The sequence below is a fragment of the Escherichia sp. WS568 genome (assembly GCF_046486085.1).
GTDB lineage: Bacteria > Pseudomonadota > Gammaproteobacteria > Enterobacterales > Enterobacteriaceae > Escherichia > Escherichia coli.
The window spans coordinates 25,665-43,691 of the sequence record NZ_JBJQMC010000029.1; the positions used below are offsets into that span (position 1 = coordinate 25,665).

General features: G+C 51.2%; 15 protein-coding genes, 1 tRNA gene and 2 pseudogenes. 11 read left to right on the top strand and 7 right to left on the bottom strand.

Going from position 1 to position 18,027, the window contains the following annotated elements; all coding sequences use genetic code 11:
* Window positions 1–84 precede the first annotated feature (84 nt).
* A complete protein-coding gene (gene lrp, locus ACJHWR_RS22610; RefSeq protein WP_000228473.1) occupies window positions 85–579 on the bottom strand; it encodes a leucine-responsive transcriptional regulator Lrp in 495 nt (164 codons plus the stop codon).
* A gap of 544 nt (window positions 580–1,123) precedes the next feature.
* Here lrp and trxB point away from each other — a divergent pair.
* The 8 genes and pseudogenes from trxB (at window position 1,124) to ACJHWR_RS22650 (ending at window position 7,290) form a co-directional block, all read left to right on the top strand.
* On the top strand, window positions 1,124–2,089 hold the full coding sequence (trxB, locus tag ACJHWR_RS22615) for a thioredoxin-disulfide reductase (protein ID WP_000537432.1): 966 nt from the start codon (window positions 1,124–1,126) through the stop codon (window positions 2,087–2,089).
* 122 nt (window positions 2,090–2,211) lie between these two features.
* Window positions 2,212–3,978, top strand: coding sequence for a heme ABC transporter permease/ATP-binding protein CydD (gene cydD, locus ACJHWR_RS22620; protein ID WP_001043594.1), 1,767 nt, complete (start codon window positions 2,212–2,214; stop codon window positions 3,976–3,978).
* The gene (cydC, locus tag ACJHWR_RS22625) at window positions 3,979–5,700 is read left to right on the top strand and encodes a heme ABC transporter ATP-binding protein/permease CydC (protein WP_001202209.1); all 1,722 of its coding nucleotides are present in this window, start codon (window positions 3,979–3,981) and stop codon (window positions 5,698–5,700) included.
* Between the two features lie 41 nt (window positions 5,701–5,741).
* A complete protein-coding gene (gene aat, locus ACJHWR_RS22630; RefSeq protein ID WP_001241678.1) occupies window positions 5,742–6,446 on the top strand; it encodes a leucyl/phenylalanyl-tRNA--protein transferase in 705 nt (234 codons plus the stop codon).
* A pseudogene (locus ACJHWR_RS22635) lies at window positions 6,447–6,591 on the top strand (hypothetical protein); the annotation flags it as partial.
* Window positions 6,592–6,650: 59 nt separating this feature from the next.
* Window positions 6,651–6,803, top strand: a pseudogene (locus ACJHWR_RS22640) (hypothetical protein); the annotation flags it as partial.
* On the top strand, window positions 6,731–6,949 hold the full coding sequence (infA, locus tag ACJHWR_RS22645) for a translation initiation factor IF-1 (RefSeq protein ID WP_001040187.1): 219 nt from the start codon (window positions 6,731–6,733) through the stop codon (window positions 6,947–6,949). The pseudogene ACJHWR_RS22640 and the gene infA, both read left to right, overlap by 73 nt.
* A gap of 253 nt (window positions 6,950–7,202) precedes the next feature.
* A tRNA-Ser gene (locus ACJHWR_RS22650) sits at window positions 7,203–7,290 on the top strand.
* 283 nt (window positions 7,291–7,573) lie between these two features.
* Here ACJHWR_RS22650 and clpA read toward each other — a convergent pair.
* From clpA to yljB, 3 genes are all read right to left on the bottom strand, one after another.
* Window positions 7,574–9,850, bottom strand: a complete 2,277-nt coding sequence (gene clpA / locus ACJHWR_RS22655; protein ID WP_000934041.1) for an ATP-dependent Clp protease ATP-binding subunit ClpA — start codon at window positions 9,848–9,850, stop codon at window positions 7,574–7,576.
* Window positions 9,851–9,880: 30 nt separating this feature from the next.
* Window positions 9,881–10,201, bottom strand: a complete 321-nt coding sequence (clpS, locus tag ACJHWR_RS22660) for an ATP-dependent Clp protease adapter ClpS (protein ID WP_000520781.1) — start codon at window positions 10,199–10,201, stop codon at window positions 9,881–9,883.
* Between the two features lie 98 nt (window positions 10,202–10,299).
* Window positions 10,300–10,374, bottom strand: a complete 75-nt coding sequence (gene yljB / locus ACJHWR_RS22665; RefSeq protein WP_001406719.1) for a protein YljB — start codon at window positions 10,372–10,374, stop codon at window positions 10,300–10,302.
* A gap of 149 nt (window positions 10,375–10,523) precedes the next feature.
* Here yljB and cspD point away from each other — a divergent pair, with 149 nt between their 5' ends.
* Window positions 10,524–10,748 (top strand): cold shock-like protein CspD, encoded by a 225-nt coding sequence (gene cspD, locus ACJHWR_RS22670; RefSeq protein ID WP_000410785.1) that lies wholly within the window; start codon window positions 10,524–10,526, stop codon window positions 10,746–10,748.
* 72 nt (window positions 10,749–10,820) lie between these two features.
* Here cspD and macB read toward each other — a convergent pair whose 3' ends face one another.
* Together macB and macA are read right to left on the bottom strand one after the other, a co-directional pair.
* Window positions 10,821–12,767: a macrolide ABC transporter ATP-binding protein/permease MacB gene (gene macB, locus ACJHWR_RS22675; protein WP_000188130.1), complete on the bottom strand. Its 1,947-nt coding sequence runs from the start codon at window positions 12,765–12,767 to the stop codon at window positions 10,821–10,823.
* A complete protein-coding gene (gene macA / locus ACJHWR_RS22680; RefSeq protein WP_000746458.1) occupies window positions 12,764–13,879 on the bottom strand; it encodes a macrolide transporter subunit MacA in 1,116 nt (371 codons plus the stop codon). Before macA ends, macB begins: the two co-directional genes overlap by 4 nt.
* Before the next feature lie 150 nt (window positions 13,880–14,029).
* On the opposite strand from macA, the gene ACJHWR_RS22685 reads away from it, so the two are divergent.
* Window positions 14,030–14,986 carry a VirK/YbjX family protein gene (locus ACJHWR_RS22685; protein WP_001355621.1) on the top strand — a complete coding sequence of 319 codons (957 nt, stop codon included), beginning with the start codon at window positions 14,030–14,032 and terminating at the stop codon, window positions 14,984–14,986.
* Here the strand turns inward: ACJHWR_RS22685 and ACJHWR_RS22690 are convergent.
* A complete protein-coding gene (locus ACJHWR_RS22690) occupies window positions 14,983–16,641 on the bottom strand; it encodes an ATP-dependent endonuclease (RefSeq protein ID WP_000599806.1) in 1,659 nt (552 codons plus the stop codon). The two genes, ACJHWR_RS22685 and ACJHWR_RS22690, sit on opposite strands and share 4 nt — an antisense overlap.
* Window positions 16,642–17,066: 425 nt before the next feature.
* On the opposite strand from ACJHWR_RS22690, the gene aqpZ reads away from it, so the two are divergent.
* Window positions 17,067–17,762, top strand: coding sequence for an aquaporin Z (gene aqpZ / locus ACJHWR_RS22695; protein ID WP_000488716.1), 696 nt, complete (start codon window positions 17,067–17,069; stop codon window positions 17,760–17,762).
* Window positions 17,763–18,027 lie beyond the last annotated feature (265 nt).

Consider the following 18,027-nt stretch of genomic DNA (forward strand, 5'->3'; position numbering starts at 1 on the left):
ACAGTACCAGGTTACCCCAGTACTGTTGCTGTATGGATTAACAGGAGTGTAATCAAAATACGCCGATTTTGCACCTGTTCCGTGTTAGCGCGTCTTAATAACCAGACGATTACTCTGCTTGACTTCTTCCATAACAACGTATGTCCGTGTGTCATTGACGCCAGGCAGACGCAGCAGGGTTTCCCCCAGCAACTTACGGTAAGCTGACATATCCGGCACGCGTGTTTTCAACAGGTAGTCGAAATCACCGGACACTAAATGACACTCCTGAATTTCTTCAAGTTTTTGTACAGCGGTATTGAATTGTTCAAACACATCCGGTGCGCCACGATTCAGAGTAATCTCAACGAATACCAGAAGTGATGCATCCAGATAATGGGGGTTCAGCAGCGCCGTATAGCCCTGAATAAACCCTTGTCTTTCCAGCCGACGCACACGCTCAAGGCACGGCGTTGGGGAAAGTCCCACACGTTTAGAAAGCTCGACGTTAGAAATACGCCCATCCTTTTGCAACTCATTAAGAATGTTACGATCGATACGGTCGAGATCTTTGCCAGGGCGCTTCTTGCTATCTACCATTATTATTGTCTCTCTGTATTCCTTCCCTACTCCTGTCTGACCCTGAAACATCACTGTTCAGAGTCGCTACCCGTCACGATAGACCGAAATCATGAAGATTCACGGCGCGCAATGCCTGGGTCTACGGTGAGAAGACCGTTGCCTTGTGGCAGCTATCGACATCACGAATGGCGTCTGTCCACGCCATACGTAGATTTCACTAGCACGGTAAACATGGTATTTACATGCATGATTATGCGCATATAAGAATACTGTTTTTTTTCTTCCTAGAATGTTTTCGCAAAACACCAGGGGATTGTCAAAGCAAAACATCGATTTTTAGTACAACATGCCAGATATTCATTAACAGGGGCGTTTATTCATCATTTAATCGGCTTATAAAGCGGGAAATTTAAGTAGCAGAGGTGATAATGACGGGAGAATTTGACCTGCTTATCGATGCTGCCGATTGCACAAATTGTTAACAAAATCGTCATACTCTTTTTTTACGTCTGTAAATTCCCTACAATCCTGCCCATTGTCTGCCAACAACTATGGGGATCTCATGGGCACGACCAAACACAGTAAACTGCTTATCCTGGGTTCAGGCCCGGCGGGATACACCGCTGCTGTCTACGCGGCGCGCGCCAACCTGCAACCTGTGCTGATTACCGGCATGGAAAAAGGCGGCCAACTGACCACCACCACGGAAGTGGAAAACTGGCCTGGCGATCCAAACGATCTGACCGGTCCGTTATTAATGGAGCGCATGCACGAACATGCCACCAAATTTGAAACTGAAATCATCTTTGATCACATCAACAAAGTTGATTTGCAGAATCGTCCGTTCCGTCTGACTGGCGATAGCGGCGAATACACTTGCGACGCGCTGATTATTGCCACCGGAGCTTCTGCACGCTATCTCGGCCTTCCTTCTGAGGAAGCGTTTAAAGGCCGTGGGGTTTCTGCTTGTGCTACCTGCGACGGTTTCTTCTATCGCAACCAGAAAGTTGCGGTCATCGGCGGCGGCAATACCGCGGTTGAAGAGGCGCTGTATCTGTCTAACATCGCTTCGGAAGTGCATCTGATTCACCGCCGTGACGGTTTCCGCGCGGAAAAAATCCTTATTAAGCGTCTGATGGATAAAGTGGAGAACGGCAACATCATTCTACACACCAACCGTACGCTGGAAGAGGTGACCGGCGATCAGATGGGCGTCACTGGCGTTCGTCTGCGCGATACGCAAAACAGCGATAACATCGAGTCACTCGACGTTGCCGGTCTGTTTGTTGCTATCGGTCACAGCCCGAATACGGCTATTTTCGAAGGGCAGCTGGAACTGGAAAACGGCTACATCAAAGTACAGTCGGGTATTCATGGTAATGCCACCCAGACCAGCATCCCTGGCGTCTTTGCCGCAGGCGACGTGATGGATCACATTTATCGCCAGGCTATTACATCTGCTGGTACAGGCTGCATGGCAGCACTTGATGCGGAACGCTACCTCGATGGTTTAGCTGACGCAAAATAATTTTACAAATCAGTAACAAAAGTAAAGAAGGCGACACCATGCGACTATGGGTCGCCTTTATTTTTTCCTCGTTGTAACATTGCTCTGCAAATAATTCTGATAACTCACCTGCTAAGCGTGCAATGAATAAATCCCGTCAAAAAGAGTTAACCCGCTGGTTAAAACAGCAAAGCGTCATCTCCCAACGTTGGCTGAATATTTCTCGTCTGCTGGGCTTTGTGAGCGGCATATTGATCATTGCCCAGGCCTGGTTCATGGCGCGAATTCTGCAACATATGATTATGGAGAATATTCCCCGTGAAGCCCTGCTGCTTCCCTTTACGTTACTGGTTCTGACCTTTGTACTGCGCGCATGGGTGGTCTGGTTACGCGAACGGGTGGGTTATCACGCCGGGCAGCATATCCGCTTTGCCATCCGCCGTCAGGTTCTCGACCGTCTGCAACAAGCAGGGCCAGCGTGGATTCAGGGTAAACCGGCGGGGAGCTGGGCGACGCTGGTACTCGAGCAAATTGACGATATGCATGATTACTATGCACGCTACCTGCCGCAAATGGCGCTGGCAGTGTCGGTGCCGTTGCTGATTGTGGTGGCTATCTTCCCCTCTAACTGGGCTGCGGCGCTCATTCTGCTGGGCACTGCTCCGTTAATTCCGTTGTTTATGGCGCTGGTTGGAATGGGGGCTGCCGATGCTAACCGACGTAACTTTCTCGCTCTTGCTCGCTTAAGTGGGCATTTTCTCGATCGCCTGCGCGGCATGGAAACATTGCGTATTTTTGGTCGTGGTGAAGCTGAAATTGAAAGTATTCGTTCTGCTTCGGAAGATTTCCGCCAACGGACAATGGAAGTGCTACGGCTGGCGTTTTTATCCTCCGGCATTCTCGAATTTTTTACCTCGCTGTCAATTGCTCTGGTGGCGGTCTACTTTGGTTTTTCCTATCTCGGCGAGCTGGATTTTGGTCACTATGATACTGGCGTGACGCTGGCTGCGGGTTTTCTGGCCCTGATCCTTGCGCCGGAGTTTTTCCAGCCATTACGCGATCTCGGTACGTTTTATCATGCTAAAGCCCAGGCTGTTGGTGCAGCTGACAGTTTGAAAACGTTTATGGAAACCCCGCTTGCCCATCCGCAGCGTGGTGAGGCGGAATTAGCATCGACCGATCCGGTGACCATTGAAGCCGAGGAGCTGTTTATTACATCACCAGAAGGTAAAACGCTGGCCGGACCGCTGAACTTTACTTTGCCAGCAGGCCAACGTGCAGTGTTGGTTGGTCGCAGCGGTTCAGGTAAAAGCTCACTGCTGAACGCGCTTTCTGGTTTTCTCTCATATCAGGGATCGCTACGAATCAACGGGATAGAATTACGCGATTTATCACCAGAATCATGGCGTAAACATCTCTCCTGGGTTGGGCAAAACCCACAATTACCGGCAGCAACACTACGGGATAACGTACTACTGGCGCGACCTGATGCCAACGAACACGAGTTACAAGCAGCACTGGATAACGCCTGGGTCAGTGAGTTTCTACCGCTCCTGCCACAAGGCGTTGATACGCCTGTTGGTGACCAGGCTGCCCGCCTTTCCGTGGGGCAGGCGCAGCGCGTGGCGGTGGCCCGAGCATTACTGAATCCCTGTTCGCTATTACTGTTGGATGAACCCGCTGCCAGCCTTGATGCTCACAGTGAACAGCGCGTAATGGAGGCGCTTAATGCCGCCTCTCTGCGCCAGACAACGTTAATGGTCACCCACCAGTTAGAAGATCTTGCTGACTGGGATGTCATTTGGGTAATGCAGGATGGTCAGATTATTGAGCAAGGACGTTACGCGGAATTAAGCGTGGCTGGTGGTCCTTTCGCCACATTGCTGGCCCATCGTCAGGAGGAGATTTAAATGCGCGCTTTGCTACCCTATCTGGCACTGTATAAACGTCATAAATGGATGTTAAGTCTTGGTATTGTGCTGGCAATTGTCACGCTGCTCGCCAGCATCGGTCTGTTGACACTTTCGGGCTGGTTCCTCTCCGCCTCAGCGGTTGCGGGGGTTGCCGGACTGTACAGCTTCAACTATATGCTACCCGCTGCGGGCGTGCGTGGCGCAGCAATCACCCGTACTGCCGGGCGCTATTTTGAACGCCTGGTAAGTCACGACGCGACTTTCCGCGTGTTGCAGCATCTGCGCATTTATACCTTCAGCAAATTGCTGCCCCTCTCCCCTGCCGGACTGGCGCGCTATCGTCAGGGCGAATTGCTCAACCGCGTGGTGGCGGATGTTGATACGCTCGATCATCTTTACCTGCGCGTTATCTCGCCGCTGGTGGGCGCTTTTGTGGTGATTATGGTGGTGACAATCGGGTTAAGTTTCCTTGATTTCACCCTCGCCTTTACGCTGGGCGGCATTATGTTACTGACGCTTTTCCTTATGCCACCACTGTTTTATCGTGCGGGAAAAAGCACCGGGCAAAATCTGACTCATCTTCGCGGGCAGTATCGCCAACAACTGACGGCCTGGCTGCAAGGGCAAGCTGAGCTGACCATTTTTGGTGCCAGCGATCGTTATCGCACGCAGTTAGAGAATACCGAAATTCAGTGGCTGGAATCGCAACGTCGTCAATCTGAACTCACCGCATTGTCGCAAGCGATAATGCTGCTCATTGGCGCGTTAGCGGTGATCCTGATGCTGTGGATGGCGTCTGGCGGCGTTGGCGGCAATGCTCAACCCGGCGCGTTAATTGCCCTGTTTGTCTTCTGCGCGTTAGCCGCGTTTGAAGCACTGGCACCAGTAACGGGTGCATTTCAGCATCTGGGGCAAGTCATTGCCTCTGCCGTACGGATCACTGACTTAACGGATCAAAAACCGGAAGTCACCTTCCCTGATACCCAAACTCGTGTTGCCGATCGTGTTTCGCTGACATTACGGGATGTTCAGTTCACTTATCCAGAGCAATCCCAACAGGCACTTAAAGGGATTTCTCTTCAGGTAAACGCCGGAGAACATATAGCGATTCTCGGGCGAACCGGATGCGGCAAATCAACATTGTTACAACTGCTGACCCGCGCATGGGACCCGCAACAGGGCGAGATTTTGCTTAACGATAGCCCCATAGCCAGCCTGAATGAAGCGACTCTACGACAGACCATCAGCGTTGTGCCACAGCGAGTGCATCTGTTTAGCGCCACGCTGCGTGATAATCTGTTACTCGCCTCGCCTGATAGTAGTGATGAGGCTCTGGCGGAGATCTTGCGTCGCGTTGGTCTGGAGAAGCTGCTCGAGGATGCAGGTCTCAACAGTTGGTTGGGTGAAGGCGGACGCCAGCTCTCCGGTGGTGAACTGCGCCGTCTGGCTATCGCCCGTGCGCTGTTACATGATGCGCCACTGGTATTGCTGGATGAACCTACCGAAGGCTTAGATGCCACAACTGAAAGTCAGATCCTTGAATTACTTGCAGAAATGATGCGTGAGAAAACGGTGTTAATGGTCACCCATCGACTTCGCGGGCTCTCTCGTTTCCAGCAAATAATAGTGATGGACAACGGGCAAATTATTGAGCAAGGTACTCACGCAGAACTGCTTGCCCGACAGGGGCGTTATTACCAGTTTAAGCAGGGTTTGTAAGCTATTATTGAACGATCCGACTTGCGTGGAGTTTTGCGGTCATGCGCCTGGTTCAGCTTTCTCGCCATTCAATAGCCTTCCCTTCCCCGGAAGGCGCATTACGTGAGCCTAACGGCCTGCTGGCACTGGGGGGCGATCTTAGCCCTGCGCGCCTGTTAATGGCTTACCAGCGTGGTATTTTTCCGTGGTTTTCTCCAGGCGACCCCATCCTCTGGTGGTCGCCCGATCCCCGCGCGGTGCTATGGCCAGAATCACTGCATATCAGCCGTAGTATGAAGCGATTTCATAAACGCTCGCCCTATCGAGTCACGATGAATTACGCTTTTGGTCAGGTCATTGAAGGCTGTGCCAGCGATCGCGAAGAAGGAACCTGGATCACGCGTGGCGTGGTCGAAGCCTACCATCGCCTTCACGAACTCGGTCATGCCCACTCTATTGAAGTCTGGCGTGAAGATGAGCTTGTCGGCGGTATGTACGGCGTGGCCCAGGGAACGCTATTTTGTGGCGAGTCCATGTTCAGCCGGATGGAAAATGCGTCTAAAACGGCGCTTCTGGTATTCTGTGAGGAATTTATTGGTCATGGCGGTAAGCTTATCGACTGCCAGGTCCTTAACGATCACACAGCTTCGCTTGGTGCCTGCGAAATTCCCCGCCGGGATTATCTAAATTATCTCAATCAAATGCGCCTCGGACGATTGCCGAATAATTTCTGGGTACCACGGTGCTTGTTTTCACCACAAGAATGAATGTTTTCGGCACATTTCTCCCCAGAGTGTTATAATTGCGGTCGCAGAGTTGGTTACGCTCATTACCCCGCTGCCGATAAGGAATTTTTCGCGTCAGGTAACGCCCATCGTTTATCTCACCGCTCCCTTATACGTTGCGCTTTTGGTGCGGCTTAGCCGTGTGTTTTCGGAGTAATGTGCCGAACCTGTTTGTTGCGATTTAGCGCGCAAATCTTTACTTATTTACAGAACTTCGGCATTATCTTGCCGGTTCAAATTACGGTAGTGATACCCCAGAGGATTAGATGGCCAAAGAAGACAATATTGAAATGCAAGGTACCGTTCTTGAAACGTTGCCTAATACCATGTTCCGCGTAGAGTTAGAAAACGGTCACGTGGTTACTGCACACATCTCCGGTAAAATGCGCAAAAACTACATCCGCATCCTGACGGGCGACAAAGTGACTGTTGAACTGACCCCGTACGACCTGAGCAAAGGCCGCATTGTCTTCCGTAGTCGCTGATTGTTTTACCGCCTGATGGGCGAAGAGAAAGAACGAGTAAAAGGTCGGTTTAACCGACCTTTTTATTTTGTGATATGTATGAAGTACTTTGGAAGTATAAGTCCATAACTTGTCTCGATGTAGATATACTGCACAACTTGTTTACAGTATGAGCAAACAATAATTATCATTAAAATTCTTCTTGACCGTTTTACTCCAACTCCCTATAGTAGCGCCCCGTTGCCACCCATGAGGTTTGGCAGCAAAACAATTTGGTGAGGTGTCCGAGTGGCTGAAGGAGCACGCCTGGAAAGTGTGTATACGGCAACGTATCGGGGGTTCGAATCCCCCCCTCACCGCCATATTTAAAGAAGAGCTCGTACGAAAGTACGGGCTTTTTTTCGCATTTTATCTGCCTGTACGGCAGTGAGCTCAAATACTACACGTTTAGTCCGTTATTAATAAAGCAAAACCATCTCATTTTCCTGCTACCACCCTTTTTTATCCTTACCTTCCCGCAGCACTAATTATCAACAACTTACCATCATCATCAAAAAAAGGGTCTGAACCTCCTCCACCCTACAAACAAAAAGTCCGTAACCTCTTTCGAGATTACGGACTTCACCAACCTACCAGACAATCAGATTAATGCGCTGCTTCCGCCTTGTGCTTTTGTGCACTCTGGAATCCGTAAGTCAGCTCATTTTTCTCTTTATCCAGCGCAACCGTCACCTGACCGCCGTCCACCAGCGAACCAAACAACAGTTCGTTGGCGAGCGGTTTTTTCAGGTTGTCCTGGATGACACGCGCCATCGGACGTGCGCCCATTGCCCGGTCGTAACCTTTCTCGGCCAGCCAGTTACGCGCTTCCTGGCTCACTTCCAGAGAAACACCTTTCTGATCCAGCTGAACCTGCAACTCGACGATGAATTTATCCACTACCTGATGGATCACGTCGGTGGAGAGATGATCGAACCAGATAATGTTGTCGAGACGGTTACGAAACTCCGGCGTAAAGATCTTCTTGATCTCTTCCATCGCATCGGTGCTGTTGTCCTGATGGATAAGACCAATCGATTTACGCTCAGTTTCTCGTACCCCAGCGTTGGTGGTCATCACCAATACCACGTTACGGAAGTCCGCTTTGCGTCCGTTGTTATCGGTCAGCGTACCGTTGTCCATCACCTGCAACAGAATATTGAACACGTCCGGATGCGCTTTCTCGATTTCGTCCAGCAGCAGTACCGCGTGCGGATGCTTGATGACCGCATCGGTCAGCAGCCCCCCCTGATCAAAACCAACGTATCCCGGAGGCGCACCAATCAGACGGCTGACGGTATGGCGTTCCATATACTCGGACATATCAAAGCGCAGAAGCTCAATGCCCAAAGCTTTCGAAAGCTGTACCGTCACCTCTGTTTTCCCGACCCCGGTAGGACCGGCAAACAGGAACGAACCGACCGGTTTATGTTCGTGACCTAAACCTGCACGCGCCATCTTAATGGCTTCAGTCAGCGCCTCAATGGCTTTATCCTGACCGAAGACCAGCATTTTCAGGCGATCGCCGAGGTTTTTCAGGGTATCGCGGTCACTCTGCGAAACACTCTTCTCTGGAATGCGCGCAATACGGGCCACCACAGACTCAATATCCGCCACATTAACGGTTTTCTTGCGTTTGCTTACCGGCATCAGGCGTGCGCGAGCGCCCGCTTCGTCGATAACGTCAATGGCTTTATCCGGCAGATGACGATCGTTAATGTATTTCACCGCCAGCTCTACCGCTGCACGCACCGCTTTTGCGGTATAACGCACGTCATGGTGCGCTTCGTACTTCGGTTTCAGGCCATTGATGATTTGAACAGTTTCTTCGATCGACGGTTCAGTAATATCAATTTTCTGGAAGCGACGCGCCAGAGCACGGTCTTTCTCGAAAATGTTGCTGAACTCCTGATAGGTTGTCGAACCAATTACGCGAATTTTACCGCTGGAGAGCAACGGTTTGATCAGGTTAGCCGCATCGACCTGACCACCAGACGCTGCACCCGCACCGATAATGGTGTGGATCTCATCAATAAACAGGATGCTGTTAGTGTCCTGCTCCAGCTGCTTGAGCAACGCTTTAAAACGTTTTTCAAAGTCGCCGCGATATTTAGTGCCCGCTAACAGAGAACCGATATCGAGAGAGTAAATCGTACAGTCAGCCATCACTTCCGGCACATCGCCCTGAACAATTCGCCAGGCAAGACCTTCCGCAATCGCGGTTTTACCGACACCAGATTCCCCCACCAGCAGCGGGTTGTTTTTACGGCGACGGCAGAGAACCTGAATAGCACGCTCCAGCTCCTTCTCACGACCAATCAGTGGGTCGATTCCGCCCACTCGCGCAAGCTGATTCAGGTTCGTCGTGAAATTCTCCATACGTTCCTCCCCACCAGCTTGTTCTTCGCTGTTTGGCTGGCTGCCAGGATCAGAAGACTGTGTCGGCTCGTCTTTACGCGTGCCATGAGAGATAAAGTTCACCACATCGAGACGGCTGACTTCATGTTTACGCAACAGATATGCCGCCTGCGACTCCTGTTCGCTAAAAATAGCGACCAGAACGTTTGCACCGGTAACCTCATTGCGACCGGAGGACTGGACATGGAAGACCGCACGTTGCAGTACACGCTGAAAACTCAGCGTCGGCTGTGTGTCGCGCTCCTCTTCACTGGCAGGCAGAACGGGTGTGGTTTGTTCAATAAAGGCTTCCAGTTCCTGACGGAGCGCAACCAAATCCACAGAACACGCTTCCAGCGCCTCCCGGGCAGATGGGTTACTGAGCAGCGCCAGTAACAAGTGCTCGACGGTCATAAACTCATGACGGTGCTCGCGCGCTCTGGCGAAAGCCATATTTAAACTGAGTTCCAGTTCTTGATTGAGCATAGGCACCTCCCCCAATTTTTATGCCTGCATTCAGGCTTTTTCTAGCGTACACAGCAATGGATGCTCATTCTCCCTCGCGTACTTGTTCACCATCGCCACTTTGGTTTCTGCAACCTCGGCGGTAAAGACTCCGCAAATGGCCTTCCCCTGGTAGTGAACAGCGAGCATCAATTGCGTTGCACGTTCTACATCATAAGAAAAGAATTTTTGTAACACGTCAATAACAAACTCCATCGGAGTGTAATCATCATTGACTAATATCACTTTATACATAGATGGCGGTTTTAGCGCGTCGCGAACTTTTTCTTCCGCCAGTTGATCAAAGTCCAGCCAGTCGTTCGTTTTACCCATTGTCAGTTATCATCTTCGGTTACGGTTATCGGCAGAACGCCCTGCCGCTGACAAGAGCTTATTTGCCTGACCAATCTACTCCACATGATAGATAACTATCATCTATCGTTGGCATCAGCGACATCTGTCACATTCCTGTCAATAGCGTTAACTGCTTCAAATTTTTGATTCATACCTGCCCCCTGTCCCCTGTCAAATGCTTGACGGCTCGCCCTAATTCTCTAAATTGTATTTCTAGAGTTGGCGAGGTTTTGAACAGCCCCCTCTCTGACCCCGGTTTATTCCATCTTACTTGTATAAGATTTGCGAAGGATGTCGAAGCATGGAAAAGGGTACTGTTAAGTGGTTCAACAATGCCAAAGGGTTTGGTTTCATCTGCCCTGAAGGCGGCGGCGAAGATATTTTCGCTCATTATTCCACCATTCAGATGGATGGTTACAGAACGCTAAAAGCTGGACAATCCGTTCAGTTTGATGTCCACCAGGGGCCAAAAGGCAATCACGCCAGTGTTATTGTGCCCGTCGAAGTAGAAGCGGCAGTCGCATAGCTCTTCTGTCTCATTGTGTACATCCTAAAGGCAAAATGCCAGCCCGATCGGCTGGCATTTTTATCTCAAAAATTACTCTCGTGCCAGAGCATCTACTGGATCCAGTCGTGCCGCATTTCGTGCGGGTAACCAGCCAAATAAAATCCCGGTGACCGTCGAGCAGAGAAACGCCAGCAGCAGTGCCAACGGTGAAAAACCAATCTCCCAGCCGGGTAAGAAAAGCTGCAAGGTGAAAGCAATTAACAGTGACAGTGTTATTCCCAACGCGCCACCGACCAGGCAAACCAGTACGGCTTCGATCAGGAACTGTTGCAAAACATCGCTTGCTCGCGCACCTACAGCCATGCGAATGCCAATTTCCCGCGTCCGCTCGGTCACTGACACCAGCATAATATTCATTACACCAATACCGCCCACCACCAGCGAAATCACCGCCACCAGCGTCAGAAACAGTTGTAAAGTACGTGTGGTCTTTTCAACGGTTTTCAAGACACCATCCATGTTCCAGGTAAAGAAATCCTTCTTACCGTGGCGCAGTGAAAGTAAACGCGTGAGTTGCTGTTCCGCCTCGGCGCTGTCAAATCCTTCTTTCACCCTGACAGTAATGGAGTTCAGCCACGACTGGCCCATAACTCGCCCGGACATCGTGCTGTAAGGTAGCCAGACACGCAGCACTTTACTGCTACCAAACATCGACTGTTTTTCTTCCGCCACACCAATGACTCTGGCGGGCATATTGCCGACCAGAATCACCTCGCCAACCACATCTGCTTTATGGGGGAAAAGCTGGCGGCGAGTATTACTGTCGAGAACCACCACCTGCGCACGACCGTTCAGCTGCTCCTGATTAAAGGTGTTCCCTTCACTGAAGGTCATGCCATAGACATTAAAATAATCGCCGCTCACGCCATTGGCACTGGCAGCCACATCAACATTGTTATAACGCAGGCGCAGGTTTTGCGAGACGGCAGGTGTGGCTGAGGCGACCCACGGTTGTTTTTGGATGGCGATTAAGTCGTCGTACTTCAGCGCCTGCTGATATTGCGGATCGTCATCGCCATAATCTTTCCCGGGATAGACATCAATAGTATTCGTACCAATAGAACGAATATCCGCCAGCACCATTTGTTTGGCGGCGTCGCCCACCACGACAATGGAAACCACCGACGCAATACCGATAATAATCCCCAGCATGGTCAGTAAAGTACGCATTTTATTCGCTGCCAGCGCCCGCCATGCCATCGTCAGCGCCTCGTTAAAACCGCTGACAAACTGCCGCCAGCCAGACGCCGTGTTGACAACAGGTTCCGTCCCGCCAGTAGCATTCACTTTTTCAACGGCGGGAGGATTGTGCACAATTTCGCCGTCACGAATTTCGATCACCCGCTCGGCCTGAGCAGCAACCTGCGGATCGTGGGTGACGATAATCACCGTATGCCCGCGATCGCGCAGCTGATGCAGGATCGCCATCACCTCTTCGCCAGAATGGCTGTCCAGTGCACCGGTTGGTTCATCGGCAAGAATTACCTGACCGCCGTTCATCAATGCCCGCGCGATGCTGACACGCTGTTGCTGACCACCCGAAAGCTGTGCCGGATAATACTCTGTACGGTCTTCCAGCCCCAGTCGTTGCAGCAACTCCTGGGCGCGAAGCAGCCGCTGTTTCCGCTCAAGACCAGCATAGACGGCGGGAACTTCAACGTTCTGCTCGGCGGTTAAATGCGAAAGCAAATGGTAACGCTGGAAAATAAAGCCGAAATGCTCGCGGCGCAGTTGCGCCAGCGCATCGGCGTCCAGCGTGGCAACATCCTGACCGGCGACGCGATAGGTGCCGCTGGTGGCCTTATCCAGGCAGCCGAGAATATTCATCAGGGTCGATTTGCCGGAACCCGAAGCGCCAACAATCGCTACCATCTCACCGGCATAAATATCGAGGCTGATGCCCTTCAGCACCTCAACCTGCTCATCACCGGCAGGATAGCTGCGACGAATATCCTTTAATTCGAGCAAAGGCGTCATTGTGCAGCTCCTGGTTTGGCCTCACCAATCACCACTTCATCGCCCGCTTCCAGCCCTTTGACAATCTCAACATCGGTATCGTTACGTGCGCCAATCGTCACTTCACGCTCGCGTGTTTCACCATTACGCAACAATTTGACTTTATAACGATTATCGCCAACCGGATCGCCTAACGCCAACAGAGGGATCGTCAGCACATTTTTCACATCGGTGAGCTGAATATGCACTTGCGCGGTCATATCCAGCCGCAGCAAACCATTGGGGTTGGGGACTTCAAAACGGGCGTAATAGAAAATAGCGTCGTTAACCTTTTCCGGCGTCGGTAGCACATCCTTGATTTGCCCCTCATAGCGCGTCAGCGGATCGCCTAGTACCGTAAACCAGGCTTTTTGCCCCGGCTTCAGGTGGATTACATCCGCTTCAGAAACCTGCGCTTTTACCAGCATGGTGCTCATATCTGCCAGCGTCAGAATGTTCGGTGCTTGTTGTGCGGCAATCACCGTCTGGCCTTGCAGAGTGGTGATTTGCGTGACTTCCCCGGCCATCGGGGCAACGATGCGGGTGTAATCGAGATTGGTTTTAGCCGTATCGAGTGAGGCCTGATTGCGCTTGATTTGCGCGTCAATGGTGCCAATTTGCGCCTGTTTCACAGCCATCTCCGTCGCGGCGGTATCGAGATCCTGCTGTGAAACCGCTTGCGTTTGTGCAAGACGTTGCTGACGGGAATACGTCACCCGCGCCAGTTTCAGCTCCGCTTCCGCCTGCTGCCGCTGCGCGCGTAGCTCCATCAGCGTTGCTTCCACCTCCTTGATCTGGTTTTCAGCCTGTTCAGGATCAATAACCCCTAAAAGCTGGTCTTTTTTTACTTTATCGCCAATCGCCACCGACAGCGTTTTCAACTGACCGCTGACCTGCGCGCCCACGTCAACCTTACGCAGCGCGTCCAGCTTTCCGGTCGCCAGCACGCTTTGCTGTAAATCACCGGGGCGCACAATCAGCGTCTGATAAGTCGGAACGGGTGCGTTAAGAATTCTCCATAACGTAATCAGTCCGGCGATGACTATCACCAGCGCAATAACGTAACGCTTCTTCACGGTTTTCCGCTTTTTCATAAATATTCTGAATACTCCATATGCCAATCCGGGTCATTAACTTCAACGAAATATCAACAAAACCCTAAAATTTACGTTAGTAATCACACTATTGATGTTTGGTTAAGATACGCAATGGTGAAATCGACGTCATGTATAACCATTGATTTCATGAATATGTCGCAGCTAACTGAACGGACCTTTACGCCATCTGAATCTCTCAGCAGCCTGTCACTTTTTCTTAGTCTGGCACGTGGACAGTGTCGGCCGGGTAAATTCTGGCATCGCCGTAGTTTTCGCCAGAAATTTTTGCTGCGCTCGTTGATTATGCCGCGTTTAAGCGTTGAGTGGATGAACGAACTTTCCCACTGGCCTAATCTCAATGTGTTGTTAACGCGCCAGCCGCGACTGCCTGTGCGTCTGCATCGCCCTTACCTTGCGGCGAATCTTAGCCGTAAGCAATTGCTGGAGGCGTTACGTTACCATTATGCGTTACTCCGCGGGTGTATGTCGGCGGAAGAATTCAGCTTATATTTGAATACCCCCGGGCTGCAACTGGCGAAGCTGGAAGGCAAAAACGGCGAGCAGTTCACACTTGAGCTGACCATGATGATCTCAATGGATAAAGAAGGTGACAGCACAATCCTGTTTCGCAACAGCGAAGGTATTCCTCTGGCAGAGATCACGTTTACCCTGTGTGAATATCAGGGGAAAAGAACAATGTTTATTGGCGGACTGCAAGGCGCAAAATGGGAAATCCCACATCAGGAAATCCAGAATGCGACGAAAGCCTGCCACGGGCTATTTCCCAAACGCCTCGTGATGGAAGCGGCCTGTCTGTTTGCCCAACGTTTGCAGGTAGAGCAGATTATTGCCGTCAGCAATGAAACGCATATTTACCGCAGCCTGCGTTATCGCGATAAAGAAGGCAAGATCCACGCTGATTACAACGCTTTCTGGGAATCGGTTGGCGGCGTATGTGATGCTGAACGCCATTACCGCCTTCCAGCACAGATAGCACGAAAAGAGATTGCCGAAATCGCCAGTAAAAAACGGGCTGAATACCGTCGGCGCTATGAGATGCTCGACGCTATTCAGCCACAAATGGCCACGATGTTTCGCGGTTAATCCGCGCGACCGCGCGCCAGCCACAGCACGCGTGAGAACATTTTTTTCAGCAGCGTCGGTACGGAATCCACACCACGACGTCCGGCCTCCATTGCCACTTCAATGGCAAGATCGGGTTTGGAAGAGCGATGGATCGCTTTCGAGATAATTTTGCGCAGATTCATCGGTACATTTTCCGGGATTTGCGCCACGCGGTGGAACACATCGGAAAATCCCTGGCGATACATAAAATGTTCCATATCCAGCGCCGGTAACGCCGTTAAATGTTCTCGTTCGGCTTCCCGATCGTTATTCAACAGGCTGCGTACCGTAGCGGCATATTTCTTCCCTGCTTCATCGCCATCGACCAGTACATGCCATTCAATCCCCATTCGCCGGGCAAATTTCACCAGTGGTTTTAGCCCGGACTGGGCAAATTCAATGACCTTAATCCCTTCGGCATCGAAATGGTGTCCACACTGGCGCGCCAGTTCGTTGATAACCCAGGTTTCTGTTTCCCCTTCCACCAGCAGCCAGCAGCGTGCAAACAGCGATGATGGACGATTAAAACGAATGTGGAAAGAGATGCGTCGGCTATCTTCGGTACTCAAACCACTCGGCCCCAGACGCCAGGCGGCAACGCGCGAGGACTCACGTACCAGTCGGCAAACATGCTCTACCGGCGTTAACGAAAGCAACTCTCCCGAGTTGGTAGTAGCGATGCGCTGCAATGGCAGAAGATTCAACAGATGCCAGGCAACTGAAAGCATAATGGGGTGTAAACGGGTTTCTGGATCTTCGATCAGCAACAATGGACGGGCGTCTTTATCCAGTCGCAATGTGCCTTTTGCCTGCAACAAAGTAGCAAACAGGCCGAGCAAAATAACCCGATACGAGCGCCCTCCAGGTCGGTCAATCATCCGGTTGATGATATCCAGATAGCGCCAGCTTCGTTGCTCATTGCTGGCTCGCCGCCGCATTAAACGATATCGCGCCTGTCCGGCCCCCTGCTCAGAGAAATAATGCTCAAGCAGCTGTACCATTGCGGAAAGTCCCTGACGAATCTGCCCATCAGAGAGATTTTGCGGATGTGAGGATAACTCACGGGCGAGGAAATCGAGCTGGCGCGCGGTGACTTCCACATTAGGGACATTTGGCACCGTGCCGTTACGAATACGGCGCATAAAACGGGCATCACGCAAGCGCAGCACCGGCATTAAACGCACCAGATGGCGTGCCTGATCGTTAATATCCTCGACATCAATCGGATGTCCGTCTTTATCGAGAAAACTGCGGAGTGTCATCACGCTGCCGTCTTCCGCACTCTCCCCTTCCAGACGATAAAAAATACGGTGATAGCCATCGGTGCATGGCGTCCAGCACGCTTCCAGTGGCCGATAGCGGCGTACCCGATGTCGGCCTGGCAGCGATTCGCGGAAGGTCAAAATAATATGCAAATGATGTTCCCGTCCGTTGATATCTCCCGGCGGGAACCAGAAATCGTCGCGCTCAAAATGGTAGAGATCTGATTCTGGCGATAGCAGCAGGGTTAAGGCGTCCAGCAAGCTGGATTTACCCCACGCGTTCTCCCCAATCAGGACGTTGTTTTGTTCCAGCATCAACGACAAACGGTTGATACCGCGAAAACCCACAATTTCAACGCGCTCAAGAATCATATCCCCTCCAGAAATATGTGACTTATCCTTTACGCTGGCAGTATAACGGGAAAGGCCATGCTAATACGTGATGACATCACATTTAAGCATGGCAAATGTCTGAAAAATGAGCGAATAATCGCGTTATACTCCCTCTTGCTGATAAGCCTGCAAAAACAACAAAATCAAATAATTAGCATGATAAATTATTTTTTATTACGCCTAAAGGATTAAATCTTTTGCTTGCACTACACTGTCAATCAGACAAATGACTATATGGGGCAACCCGCTGTTGCCCTAAATCAAATTTACTGGATTTATTTATCTGGTGAATGACTCGCCTTCGTTTTTAAAATAGCCGCGCATTATTTCCGTCGTCACTTTTTTACGACGACCCTATAAAACGACCATATTTTTCACAGGGTCAATTTTTAATTGAGGTGGATATGTTCAGAAAATTAGCAGCTGAATGTTTTGGTACTTTCTGGCTTGTTTTTGGTGGCTGTGGTAGTGCCGTACTGGCCGCAGGCTTCCCGGAATTAGGCATTGGTTTTGCCGGCGTGGCGCTTGCATTCGGTCTGACCGTTCTGACGATGGCCTTTGCTGTTGGTCATATTTCTGGTGGTCATTTTAACCCGGCGGTCACTATTGGTTTATGGGCTGGCGGACGTTTCCCGGCAAAAGAAGTCGTTGGCTACGTAATTGCCCAGGTTGTCGGCGGTATTGTTGCGGCGGCGCTGCTGTATTTAATTGCCAGTGGTAAAACAGGTTTTGACGCGGCAGCCAGCGGTTTTGCTTCTAACGGTTATGGCGAGCATTCGCCAGGCGGTTATTCCATGCTTTCCGCGCTGGTAGTTGAACTGGTATTGAGTGCGGGCTTCCTGTTAGTGATCCACGGCGCAACCGACAAATTCGCTCCGGCAGGTTTTGCGCCGATAGCTATTGGTCTGGCCTTAACCCTGATTCACTTAATCAGTATTCCGGTGACTAACACTTCTGTTAACCCGGCGCGCAGCACCGCGGTTGCTATCTTCCAGGGCGGCTGGGCGTTAGAACAACTGTGGTTCTTCTGGGTGGTGCCAATTGTCGGCGGTATTATCGGTGGTCTGATTTACCGGACCCTGCTGGAAAAGCGTAATTAATTAACGCAGAAGGCCTGGCGCAATGTCAGGCTTTTTTTAAAATGTTGTTATATGTTGATTCATCATCTTGTTGCGCTCCTTTCATGAGCTAAGCCACATATTGCCACTGACGCAAGGAGCGCGCAGGGGGCGGCCAATCGCCGCCGCCCCCTGCCCCCCGGGCTCTGGCGAACAAAATCGCCGCTGCGCGGTACCCTCGGCTTATCCCTTGCGGCTACCGGGTCGGGCGCGAGGTAACATATATGGACGCTCCCGGAATGCAATG